The sequence below is a fragment of the Streptomyces sp. NBC_01571 genome, assembly GCF_026339875.1.
Taxonomy (GTDB): Bacteria; Actinomycetota; Actinomycetes; order Streptomycetales; family Streptomycetaceae; genus Streptomyces.
Genome location: NZ_JAPEPZ010000002.1, coordinates 736,873 through 748,295 on the forward strand (window position 1 = coordinate 736,873; position 11,423 = coordinate 748,295).

The 11,423-nt window shown below is 68.2% G+C and carries 10 protein-coding genes and 1 pseudogene; 9 read left to right on the forward strand and 2 right to left on the reverse strand.

The window, feature by feature from the left end; all coding sequences use genetic code 11:
* Positions 1 to 72 precede the first annotated feature (72 nt).
* The 9 genes and pseudogenes from OHB41_RS46475 (at position 73) to OHB41_RS46515 (ending at position 8,631) form a co-directional block, all read left to right on the forward strand.
* Positions 73 to 609, forward strand: a complete 537-nt coding sequence (locus tag OHB41_RS46475; protein WP_266707867.1) for a TetR/AcrR family transcriptional regulator — start codon at positions 73 to 75, stop codon at positions 607 to 609.
* Positions 610 to 1,815: 1,206 nt separating this feature from the next.
* On the forward strand, positions 1,816 to 2,652 hold the full coding sequence (locus tag OHB41_RS46480) for an alpha/beta fold hydrolase (RefSeq protein ID WP_266707869.1): 837 nt from the start codon (positions 1,816 to 1,818) through the stop codon (positions 2,650 to 2,652).
* Between the two features lie 22 nt (positions 2,653 to 2,674).
* Complete coding sequence (locus OHB41_RS46485) at positions 2,675 to 3,208, forward strand: TetR/AcrR family transcriptional regulator (RefSeq protein ID WP_266708377.1); 534 nt, start codon at positions 2,675 to 2,677, stop codon at positions 3,206 to 3,208.
* Positions 3,209 to 3,682: 474 nt separating this feature from the next.
* Positions 3,683 to 5,410 (forward strand): enoyl-CoA hydratase-related protein, encoded by a 1,728-nt coding sequence (locus tag OHB41_RS46490; RefSeq protein WP_266707871.1) that lies wholly within the window; start codon positions 3,683 to 3,685, stop codon positions 5,408 to 5,410.
* A gap of 179 nt (positions 5,411 to 5,589) precedes the next feature.
* Positions 5,590 to 5,914 (forward strand): annotated as a pseudogene (locus OHB41_RS46495) (hypothetical protein); the annotation flags it as partial.
* A gap of 272 nt (positions 5,915 to 6,186) precedes the next feature.
* Entirely contained in the window at positions 6,187 to 6,840 is a 654-nt protein-coding gene (locus tag OHB41_RS46500) for a Type 1 glutamine amidotransferase-like domain-containing protein (RefSeq protein WP_266707873.1), read from the forward strand.
* 362 nt (positions 6,841 to 7,202) lie between these two features.
* Positions 7,203 to 7,415 (forward strand): hypothetical protein, encoded by a 213-nt coding sequence (locus OHB41_RS46505; protein WP_266707875.1) that lies wholly within the window; start codon positions 7,203 to 7,205, stop codon positions 7,413 to 7,415.
* A gap of 148 nt (positions 7,416 to 7,563) precedes the next feature.
* Positions 7,564 to 7,992, forward strand: coding sequence for a hypothetical protein (locus OHB41_RS46510; protein WP_266707877.1), 429 nt, complete (start codon positions 7,564 to 7,566; stop codon positions 7,990 to 7,992).
* 219 nt (positions 7,993 to 8,211) lie between these two features.
* Positions 8,212 to 8,631, forward strand: a complete 420-nt coding sequence (locus OHB41_RS46515) for a CPCC family cysteine-rich protein (protein WP_266708379.1) — start codon at positions 8,212 to 8,214, stop codon at positions 8,629 to 8,631.
* A 605-nt stretch (positions 8,632 to 9,236) separates the two neighbouring features.
* Here the strand turns inward: OHB41_RS46515 and OHB41_RS46525 are convergent.
* Together OHB41_RS46525 and OHB41_RS46530 are read right to left on the reverse strand one after the other, a co-directional pair.
* Complete coding sequence (locus OHB41_RS46525; protein WP_266707879.1) at positions 9,237 to 9,629, reverse strand: DUF2690 domain-containing protein; 393 nt, start codon at positions 9,627 to 9,629, stop codon at positions 9,237 to 9,239.
* A gap of 534 nt (positions 9,630 to 10,163) precedes the next feature.
* The gene (locus tag OHB41_RS46530; protein ID WP_266707881.1) at positions 10,164 to 11,219 is read right to left on the reverse strand and encodes a PASTA domain-containing protein; all 1,056 of its coding nucleotides are present in this window, start codon (positions 11,217 to 11,219) and stop codon (positions 10,164 to 10,166) included.
* Between the last annotated feature and the right edge of the window lie 204 nt (positions 11,220 to 11,423).

Consider the following 11,423-nt stretch of genomic DNA (forward strand, 5'->3'; position numbering starts at 1 on the left):
GCTCCTTAGAGTATGTGGAGAGCTCTCCACATAACGTAATGGAGAGCTCTCCACTTAGCAAGGTGAGGTCCTGTGGTCCGCTCAGACGCCCGCGAGAACAGGGCACGCATCCTCGCCGCCGCACGCGAAGCGCTCGCGGCGGACGGCAGCACGTCGATGAACCAGATCGCCCAGCGCGCGGGAGTCGGCGCGGGGACCCTGTACCGCAACTTCCCCACACGCGAGTCGCTGGTCCTGGCCGTCTACCAGGACGAGGTGGCACGCATCATCGGCACCGTGCCCGACCTGCTGACCCAGATGCCGCCACTGGAAGCGCTCCGCCACTGGACGACCGACCTCGTCGAGGCCATGCGCAAAAAGCACGGACTGGGCGACGCCCTCGGCCCGGGCGCGCACCAGACGATCACCGAGCAGAGCTACGGGCCGGTCATCGCCGCGATCACCGGACTCCTCGACGCCGGCAAGAAGGACGGAAGCATCCGCGTGGACGCCGACCCCGGGGACTTCCTCCAACTGACCGGCGCACTGTGGCGTGCCGCGTCCAGCCCCGAGGACCGGGCACCCCACATGCTCGCGCTCATCCTCGACGGACTCCGCGCGCACCGGTAGACGACGCACACACAGGGCCTGTCAAGAGGTGCGGGGCGACAGCCTCCGCGCCGACCGGCGCATCACCGACCTCATCCGGCACGCGAAAACCTGCGGGGCTCCCGCCCCCGGCATCATCTGCCCCGACGACGGACCCGACTTCACCGCACTCCGGGTCCAAGTCCGGGCTGCGCTCAAGGTGGAGCCCCGCAAGCCGCCCAACCTGGCCCGTGTCGGCGGCCGCGCCCTGTGCGGCGACTGTGCCGTCCAGAGCCAGAGGGTCCTGCCCTACGGGAATGCCAGAACCGCCGCGCCACCGTCTACTCGTAGCAGCTACCGCCGCACAGCACGGCGACCGTGCCGCTGTCACCTGTCACCACTGCAGCGGCAGGGATCCTGTGTGAATCCCACGGCGTCGGCGCAGCCACGGCCGGTGCCCCGAGGGCGGCGAATGCCGCGATGGCCGCGATGGCCATGAGAGCGGCGGCAAGAACACGCTGGGGCATCCGCATCGGAACTCCCTCGATGACTCTGGTCGTTTCAGCCTGCTGGACCCTGCCGGCTGTCGTTCCAGTCTCACCGCCCAGGCTGTCGACGCCCATCACTTCGACCGGGCTCGAAGCGACTCCCGACATCCACGACCTGCGGGTGCTCAGCCTTCCGGGCGCCCTGGCCGACCGCGGTCCGGTGAACCCGGCCCTGCCGGCAGTCACCCTCGCGTCATTCCGGACTGCACACCCGCCCTCACGCAGGCCGAGGGATTCGCGTGATGTCTCTGCCTCTACTTCCCCCATGCCGTCTCGTGGCGTTCGGCGGGACTCGTGCGGCCGGCAGCTTGCCAAGCCACCCGTTCGTATCCAGCTCCTACCGATGCGATGACCTGGAAGGGCACAGTCGAGTGTCAGCAGCAGACGCAGCTCGATCGCGAGCGAGCGCAGGGACAGGGATGTCCCGGAGTCGATCTCCTTCGCAGGCCGCGCCATGTCCGCCCTCTTTCCGCCCGGAGCGCGCGACGGCGCGCTCCGCGAACCGTCGTGCGCTGCGCTGGAGCCGGCGATGTCGGCGCCCCTGGGCACTGTCCCGGTCGGTCGTCGGTTGCCACCAGCGTCCAGGGATCTTCCAGTGCGCCGTCGATGAACAGGCCCTCCAGCATGGACCGTCTCATTGACAGGCTTGGCTAATAAGATTAGCTTTAAGCTAACGAACTTAGCCAAGCTGGAGGATGTCATGACCGAGTACCTTGCCGTCAACGACGGAATGATCGCTTACGAAGTGGCGGGGGTCGGCCCGTTGATCGTTCTGGCGCACGGCATGGGCGACAGCCGCGCCGCGTACCGCGCCGTGATCCCGCAGTTGGTGGCAGCGGGCTATCGGGTTGCCGCGGTCGACCTGCGCGGTTGCGGCGAGTCCAGCGTCGGCTGGCCGGCCTGGAGCCGCGCTGCCATCGCCGACGACCTGCTCGCCGTGATCCGCCACCTGGGCGGGCCGGCCGTGCTCGTCGGCCACTCGATCTCCGGCGGCGCCGCCACCATCGCCGCGGCGCGGGAGCCCTCGCTGATCACCGCGGTTGTCGAGTTGGCGCCGTTCACCCGCAAGCAGTCGATCCGCCTCGGCGACCTGCGGGTCAAGCGCTTCCGGCGGGGCATGCTGCGGCTGCTCGGCGCGGGCGCGTTCGGCAGCGTTCCGCTCTGGCGTTCGTACCTCGACGTTGCCTACCCCGGCGTGAAGCCGGCGGACTGGGCCGAGAGGCTCGGCCGCATCGACTCCCTGCTGCGCGAGCCGGGCCGGATGAAGGCCCTGCAGGGCATGGGTCGCAGCGCCCCGACCGATGCCGGTGCGCAGCTCGGCAATGTCCGCTGCCCGGTTCTGGTCATCATGGGCACGCTCGACCCCGACTGGGCCGACCCGCACGCCGAGGGTTCGGCGGTTGTTGATGCCGTGCCGTCCGGCCTCGGTCGGCTTGAGATGATCGAGGGTGCCGGGCACTACCCGCACGACCAGTTCTCCGATCAGGTGGTTTCGCTCATGCTCGTCTTCTTCCGATCGGTCGCCTCTCGTGCCTAGGGCCGGTCTGGACGCGGCGGCCGTGGTCGCGGTCGGTGCCGCCCTCGCCGACGAGGTGGGCTTCGCCAACCTGACAATGGGTTTGCTGGCCGAGCGGGTGGGTGTGCGGACTCCGTCCCTGTACAAGCACGTGGGTGGGCAGGAAGACCTCAACCGGCGCATCGCGGCCTTGGCGTTGAGCGAGGCTGCCGACGCTGTCGGCGGCGCGGTCCAGGGGTACGCGGGCCGCGACGCCCTGGCGGCTGCGGCACGCGCCTTCCGTGCCTTCGTTCTGGAGCACCCTGGCCGGTACGCCGCGACGATCGGCGTGGAACCGTCCGGACCGGACGATCCGCTGGCCACCGAGGGTCAGCGGCTGCTCGACGCGTTCATGGCGGTCCTGCGCGGCTACGAGATCGCAGAGTCCGACGTGGACCACGCCCTGCGCATGCTCCGCAGCCTCTGCCACGGCTTCGCCACATTGCAGGCGGACAACGCCTTCCAGTGGAGCGCCGACATCGACGAGAGCTTCGAGTGGCTGATCACCTTCGCCGACAGAGGCCTGCGCGCTAGGTAGGAATGCTGGAGACCTCGACGGTCGCCACATTTCTGACAACGTGGTTCTGCTCCAGGAGGCCGACGTACACACCGCGTGCGCGGCACACTGGGGGCGGTATGTCGACTGACCAGCCAGGCTGGTGCCGCCGCCATGGGACAGCACCGGCGTACCGAAGCGTGCGTTCACCTCCACCGCCTGCGCTCCTGCTTCCCCGGTGCGCGGTCGTCGCGCTAGCCGCCGCGGCCTTGGATCAGTGGCGGCCGCGGACCGGGCAGCCTTCGGAAGGTCTCGCAGGGGTGCCGCTCGCTACCGGACCTCGGCCCGCTCCACTGGGCCCGAGATCTGCTGTGGGGGGCCAATCGGGTCTATGCGCAAGCTGCGCAGTTGGGCCTGCACGGGTGTTCCGGAGGGCACAGGGTGAGCTGACCGGGCGGACGAAACGCGGCCGCGCTTCTTCGCCGTTCCCTCCACAACCCGCGAAAATGCGGTGCCGTGGACATCCTGCTCATCGCCAGCGCATTCAACAGCCTTTCCCAGCGCCTGTACGCCGAACTGTCGGGCCACGGCCACCGTGTGGAGGTCGTGCTCGCCTCTCATGGCCCTGACCCGATCCGGGCTGCTGTACGCGAGTTGCGACCCGGCCTGGTCGTCGCGCCGATGCTCCGGACGGCGCTGCCCGAGGACGTGTGGCGGGAGCACACGTGTTTGATCGTGCACCCGGGCCCGCCCGGCGACCGGGGACCGTCCGCTCTGGACTGGGCCATCGACGCACGGACACTCCACTGGGGTGTGACTGTGCTGCAGGCGGAGGCGGCGATGGACGCGGGCGCGATCTGGGCGGCCGAGCCGTTCCTCGTGCCGCCCGTCGGCAAGAGCGACCTGTACCGGGGCGAGGTCGCCGACGCTGCGGTGAGCGCAGTCCTTGCGGCGGTACGACGCTTCGCGGAAGGCACACACAAGCCCTTGCCGCAGGCAGACGCGTCGGTGACGGTTGTCTGGCGCGACGCCTTCCGGCAGGAGCGGCGCCGCATCGACTGGCACCGTGATGACACCGAGACGGTGCTGCACAAGCTTCGCGCCGCGGATTCGCAGCCGGGCGTGCTGGATGAACTCCTCGGCCGGGAGGTGTTCCTTCACGGCGGCTATCCAGAAGACCTGCTACGCGGTCACCCCGGCGAACTCCTCGCCAAACGCGCCGGTGCCGTCTGCCGGGCCACCAAGGACGGCGCGATCTGGATCCCGGAGCTTCGCCCCCGCAAGAACTCTGGCGATCCCGCTCCCTTCCGGCGTCCGGCCACCTCCGTTCTCGCCTCCCTCACCGGACGTGACGGGACGGCCCTGCCGGAGGCCCGCCTCCCCTTTGATATCCCGGCGAACCGGCGCACCTGGAGCGACATCCGTTACCGCCAGCACGGCGATGTCGGCTTCCTTAGCTTCTCCTTTCCCGGCGGGGCGATGAGCACCCGGCAGTGCCGCCGACTGCTCGCCGCCTACCGATTCGGGCTCTCCCGCCCCGCCCGCGTCCTCGTCCTTGGTGGCACGCGGGACTTCTTCTCCAACGGGATCCATCTGAACGTCATCGAAGCAGCCCCCGATCCTGGCCGGGAGTCCTGGGCCAACCTCAACGCCATGGACGACCTCGTCGAGGAGATCCTGCTCACCACCGACCGGCTCGTCGTTGCCGCTCTCGGCGGGAACGCGGCCGCCGGCGGCGCCATGCTCGCCCTCGCCGCCGACGAGGTCTGGTGTCGCACCGGCACCGTCCTCAACCCGCACTACCGGCGCATGGGTCTGTACGGCTCCGAGTACTGGACGTACACCCTGCCCCGGCGCGTCGGCCCCGAACAGGCAGAGCGACTTACAAACGAGGCCCTGCCGATCAGCGCGGCCCACGCCGAACGGATCGGGCTCGTGGACCGGCTTGTACCGACCGCACCGCAGGACTTCGCCGCCGAGACCGAGCGGCTGGCCCGCGAAATCGCCGCCGACCCTGACCTGGACCGGCGCATCGCCGCCAAGGCCGACGCCCACGCCGCGAAGGAACGCGCACGCTCCCTCGCAAGCCACCGAAGTGCCGAACTCGCCCGCATGCACGCCACCTTCTTCGACCCCCGCGCCCCCTACCACGCCTTGCGCTCCGCCTTCGTTCGCAAGACCCCGAGCCTTTCTCCCTTCCCGCTCACCGCACCCGTCGCCCCCGGATGGCACCACGTCCCCTGACGGCCGATGCCAGGAGGCCCCGTTGGTGGACGATCACATAATTCGGCTCTGCCGGAGATCTCGTGATGAGCCGGGACACGGAATTTGGAACCTGGCCACGCATATTGGGACCGGGGGTGGTGGTTCGTGACGTTCCTGGCGGCGGCCTGGCTGTCACCGGTATCCGCTTGGATGGGCACGTGACTGTCTATGACGTAGCTCGCCGGCTCCCTGCCATCGCCGACCTGCGGGACCTGTGCCGTTCACTGGCGACGCTCGATGCGATCCTCAGCCCGGACTGGAAGACCGGTAGTACTCCATGAACGCCAACTGGGCCGACGGCGAGGGGTGGCCTCGATGCGCAACGGGTCGGGAAACGAGTACTCCATCCTGTTCTCGACTGCCGGGGCTTATATACGTGGCTTCGACCATGAATCGCCGATGAGCCCGTATGGCAATGACGGCGAGCCCTGGCCGGGAGTGATCGACGAAGTCCCGGAGCTTTTCAAGCCCTTCGTCGAGGAGTGAGTGTCCACCGACGAGGACGGCGTGCCTGTCGTAATGGCGTGCTTGTGGCGGGGAGCGACGTGAAAGCCTCTCGCAGGCCACGGAGCCACTTTCGTAGATCCACGCTCTTCACCGGCACCTCGTCGAGGAGTTTCAGACTGGCGCTTCCTGCACCCCATCGCCGAGGCCACGCAGACGGCGGCATCCTCGTCGAAAGCCCCAGTAGCCAGGTCCCAGTCACGGCAGCCTGAATGATCACCCATGCGCTATCCGTTAACCGAGAGGTACTGATGAGGCTGCTACTGAGCTCCTGGTTTCTGACCCCCGACAGCCGACCGTCGGCGCTCCCCGGCACTCTGGCCACCGGCCAAGCGGGCATCGTCTTGAACGCGCTCGACGAATACGGCCGCTCACGCGCCCGCGACTTCGCCCGCGAGAGCCGCACCCTGGAAACCTTCGGATACACCTGCGAAGAACTCGACCTCCGCGACTACTTCACCGCCCCCGAAGAACTCCCCGAACGCCTGGACGGCCTCGACCTCGTCTGGGCTTTGGGCGGCAACGCGTTCGTCCTGGCCCGCGCCATGACCCAGGCAGGATTCCGCGATGCCCTCCAAAAGCAGCTGCATCGACCCGAGTTCACCTACGGCGGCTACTCAGCGGGAGCCTGCGTCGCCGGACCGGACCTCCAGGGCATCGACCTCATCGACGATCCAACCGTCCTACCCGAAGGCTATCTGCCGACTACCGCACCGGAGTGCCTCTGCCTGGTGCCCTACCGGATCGTCCCCCACTGGCGATCCGAACACCGTGAAACGGAGGGCGCGGAGCGAGCCGCCGTCCATCTCGCCGAGCGCGGGCTGTCGCACCGCCGCCTACGCGACGGGGAGGCGGTGAACGTCCATGACACCACCGGGCCGGTCACCTGGCCACAATCTTCTTGATCCACAGGTCTTGACTGTTACTCAGACACCGCTCAGCCGTTGGTGTGAAGGACACCGGGGGCTCATGGTCGGTGCGTGCGGTCCCCCACCGCTCAAGGCGGGGTCCCAGCGTGGGCGACTGCCTCTTTGCCTCGCTGTTGAATCGGTCGCGGAGCATGGCGAACAGGGCGCTGATGCAGTGGCGTGCGAAGCGAAAGAGGGCCCTGGCCAGGGGCGCGCAGCTGCTGGCCGCCGCCCGCGGGAAGTTCGCCCTGCCCGCAGACACGTGACCGGTCGGCTGCCGCCGGGCTGGTCTGCCCCGAGCGCACGTCGCTCGCGGAACGTCGTGGCCATCGCGCACACTGTCTGTCGTGGACACAAAGATGACCAAGAACGCCGGCGAGCACTGGGTTTGCTCGGTTCTCGCAAGCGCCGGGTGGGGTGCCGCGCTCACCCGCGACGGGCTGGAGCGCACCGACATTCTCGCCGTCCGCGCCGACGGCACCCGCCGCATGATCGAGGTACAGGTGAAAACGGCAAGCCCTATGCCGCGGCCGAACTGGCGCTGCGGGGTCGTGTCCCCGGTCGTGGTGTAGCCGATCACAGTCCGTCGCTTCCGCTTTGGAGCCGTCCGGTACGTGCCGCTGCCAGCCGTCGTGCGATCATCGTTGGTCCCGGCCCGGCGAGCCTCAACAGGGCCTCCGGCGGGGGTGATTCGGGCCGCGACCTGGGGATTCCGTCAGCTTGATCGGCTACACCACTCGGCGGGACGCCATCCGCTGCGGAACCAAGACGCAGCTGCCGTCCCTGAGCGACCGCGAATGGTTCGTGTTCGTCGCTCTGGACCCAACGCCTGGGAGGGCCCCGGCGTCGTACGTCGTCCCGCGCGACCATGTGTGGGCTGCGGCGTGGATGGAGCATCAGGCCTGGCTGACCGAGCTGGGTGTCCCACCTGGCAAGAGGAACACCGGGTTCGATCAGGCCCGCGTGTACGCGCCGACCTGGGAGGGCTACCGCGACGCGTGGGACCTGCTGCAGCAGCCCACGTCGCAGTGCCCAGTTCGGCTGCCACAAGCCTGGAGAGCGTGGGTGGACGACCCGCGCGTCGGCTTGCCGCCAGGACACCTGTGGAGAGATGCCCTGCCCAACTGGAAGGCGGTGGAGGGCTCGTAGCTTTCACGGCGGTCCAAGCCCCGGGCAGGGCCCAACTGCCGGCCGTTTGCGGACACAGCCGCCGCCCAGCAGCGGCCGGCTCTCTCCCTCCCGCGAGGCTGCTTCCCTGTCTGCGCAGCCGCCCGGTCCGGCACTCCACCACAAACGGCGTTAAGTGGGGGCGACCTTGGATCAGACAGGAGCAGACCGACGGAGTCGGGATGCGACACTCAAGGCGTGATGACACCCAGCGAGTTGCGCGAGGCATACCCGGCGGGCGAGGGTCCGTACGCCTGCCCCTGCTGCAAGCTCCCGACCCTGGAAGCCCGCGTCGAGTGGGAGATCTGCCACGAATGCGGCTGGGAGGACGACGGTCAGGACGACTTGAACGCCGACGAAGTATGGGGCGGTCCCAACGGATCGGACAGCCTCACCGATGCACGCCTCCGATACGCGCAGTACGTCGCGGCCGCCAGAGCAAAAGACTCAAGATCGGTGGCAAATGGCGGTCAAGGCAGCTGGTTCGAAGCCTGCCTCGCCTACCGCGCCTCTCGGCACCTGCCAGAGCGCTTCGCTGCCTCGCCCACCCCCGTGGTTATGCCGAACACCACCGAGCAGCCCGAGGCCTCAACCAGCGGTGATCTTCACCCCTTGATCTAGCCCTCGGCATAGTCGCGGTCTCGCCATGGGTCGACCTATGCGGATATCCGCATAAATGAACGAGATCAGCCACGTTCCGTTCGACCAGGACGCCGCGAACTTGTTCTTCCAGCTCCAAGCCTCGCGCTATGAGTCAGCGCTCGGCGATGGCGACCTCGAACCTGCCCTTCCGGCGCTCGGGAGAGACCTTCTGCGGCGACGTCGTCGCAACCGCGATGCGGCAACGATGAAACGCGGGGGTGTTCCTGTCGAACAGCAAGATCGGGCGGGCCAAATTCACCGCCGCCGAACTCGCCGCCCTCACCGCCCTCGGACTCAACTGGAGCTGAGGATCGCCGGGTTGGTCGGCGGGGATGCCGTGCGCGGCCTGACAAAGAAAGTTGCCGCGCACGGCGAGGGGGCGCCGACTGCGTGCCGGGCAAGGTGCCCGCCAGCATCGTGAGCACCGGCAAGGAGACCATGCCACGCTGAGGACGGCATCCGTATGGGCTGTCGCCTACGCGGCGAGTACGAGGTCGCCTACGCCCTCGGCCAGCATCACTGTCAGTCCCCTCGGCGGCCTCCCCTGAGCCAGCAGGGGGCCAACCGACCTGTCCAAGCCCTACTCAGTACCACTTCTTCGTGCACGCCCAACTGCCGCCGACGCCATCGTATTGCTCCACGCAGGGGCGGGTGGCGAAGCTAGCGTTCACCATTGTGGTGTAGGCAGCGTAGTTGGGAGACGCGTTGAACACGTACGGGTTGCTATTTTTGACTTCCAGCTTGCCCCTCCAGTTGGAGATCGCTGCGGTTTCGAAGCGCGCCCACACGGCGTTGCACTTCTTCGAATAACGCATTTGAACGGCTGGCCCGCCGCCGTCCGACCGGGCTACTGCCCCTCCGGGGGTGACGGCGTCCCTGTCACAGCCGGTCGTGTGGGGGTTCTTGCCGTTACAGGTCGCTCCCTTGCACGCGGGTGCTGCCGCGGCTTGCGCGAGAGACTCGGCGGGAGCGGTCACGCCCAGCGCCAGGACAGCGAGAGTGCCTGCCAGGAGATGCGGAACTCGGTGAGTAGCCATGGAGACCCCTATCGTGCGCTGTGGTGGGGACAGCGCGTCGCGTTTAAGTTCACGCAATAGGTGATAGCCAGCGCGTATGCGCTGTAGACGAGCGCGGGGAAATGATCACCGCAAAGAGTGGACTGTGCCCTGGATAGTGGCGTGAGGTTGACTTGGCCGACGCTCCGCTCCGGCAACTCTGGGATCGACAGCCCCCGTTCCCGCACGAGTTCGTTCATCAGCCGCACAACGCGAGCATGGTGTGGGTGTGATCGGCCGCCGTGACCTTCGCGACCCGGCGGTCCCTGCACTCATGATGGCCAGTCCGAGGCGCATACGCTCGTCGTAGCCATCGATGTCGGGATCGCAGTAAGCGCGGTGCAGGAAAGGCTGTCGGCTGGCGTAGCTGGTCGAGCGGCATGTCCTGATCAGTACTTCGCCGGATCGGCCCGTTGGGACTGCCACGCTCCGTCGGCGCCGTCTCGCCGAGAACAGTCAGCACCAACGGGTGCGGGGGCAGTTCCAGCCGCCTCCATCACCCCCGCCGCCTCCGCCGGACGAGCTTCCGGGGCTGTCCGGGCTGTCTGGGAAGCCGTTCGGGAACGTACTGTTGCGACTGCGGTCACCTGGGAACGGGTCGCGGTAGTCGGGGTCGCCGTCGTCGTCCCGGTCGGATAGGTGCGCCTTGTCGTCCTCGCTTCCGCGGGGGTCCGGGCAGCCGTTGTCCGGGTGCGTCAACTCCAGGGTGACCCATGTGTCGACGGTGACGTCCGCGCCCTCGACCGGGTCGGTCAGGCACACTCGCCAATTGTCGTATCTGCCTTCGTCGGGCAGCGTGTCGTTGAGGTAGGCCGTGTCAGCTCGCACGTGTTCCGCGGGTACGACGTCAAGGGCCACGACCTCCTTCCGTGCCGTCTTCCAGGTCTTCCAGGTCAGCTCCGGCATCGTCGGCCACGGGATGGCACCGCCATCCGTGTCGGGGCAGGGCGTGCCGGTCTGCACGGCGCCGAAGTCGATCGTCTTCGTCTCCGCCCAGGTCCAGCCGGTCTTCTGGAAGCAGACGGTCCAGTTGGACCGCATCCAGATGCTCTTGTCGTCGTCGGACGCATTGTGGTCGCCCACGCCAAACCCGGCGTCCTCGGCCTTGTCCCGGGCCTCGTCCAGGCGCATGCCCCGGTAGTCCGCGGCTTTCGGCCGAGGCTTGGGGGCCGGTGACGGGTCATCCTGGGCTGCGGAGGGCGACGGCGAGGTCAGGGTACGGGCCGCCGCGCCCTTCCCGTCTTCCTGGGCCACGGCGTCGGCGCTCCCCTTCTCTGGCGGGTCGGGGAGGACTCCGCCGAGCAGCGCCATGGCACCGATGGTGGCGGCCACCTTCGCGCCCTTCTGCCAGGAGCTGTTCTTCCACACCAGGACTATCGCCGCGATCAACGCTAGGAAACCCAGGTACTGATTGAGTAGACCGAGCAGGGGGACGGCGAGTACGAAGCCGATGCGGGCCGGTGTGCTCAGCCACCAGCGGGTGCCGGGAGGGGGAGCGGGCGAGTGGTTCATGGGTGGTGTCTTCTCTGAATCCGGATCAGGTGAGTGACGGGCCCGCCGAGGCCGCTTCCGGGCATCTGTCGAGCGTCGGCATCCTACAGACCTCAGCTCACTGCGCAGCGCAAACAACCAGCTCAGTCCGCGTGCCACCTGTCGCCAGCTCACTCCCACGCGCCAGAACACGCCGCCCGACTGGACCCGACCGGTCATCATCGG

Bases quoted from the DNA above. Each gene is read 5' to 3' on its own strand.
- OHB41_RS46480 (WP_266707869.1), top strand. From the start codon at position 1,816: ATGACCGAGTACCTTGCCGTCAACGACGGAATGATCGCTTACGAAGTG.
- OHB41_RS46500 (WP_266707873.1), top strand. From the start codon at position 6,187: ATGAGGCTGCTACTGAGCTCCTGGTTTCTGACCCCCGACAGCCGACCG.
- OHB41_RS46505 (WP_266707875.1), top strand. From the start codon at position 7,203: ATGACCAAGAACGCCGGCGAGCACTGGGTTTGCTCGGTTCTCGCAAGC.
- OHB41_RS46515 (WP_266708379.1), top strand. From the start codon at position 8,212: ATGACACCCAGCGAGTTGCGCGAGGCATACCCGGCGGGCGAGGGTCCG.
- OHB41_RS46530 (WP_266707881.1), bottom strand. From the start codon at position 11,219: ATGAACCACTCGCCCGCTCCCCCTCCCGGCACCCGCTGGTGGCTGAGC.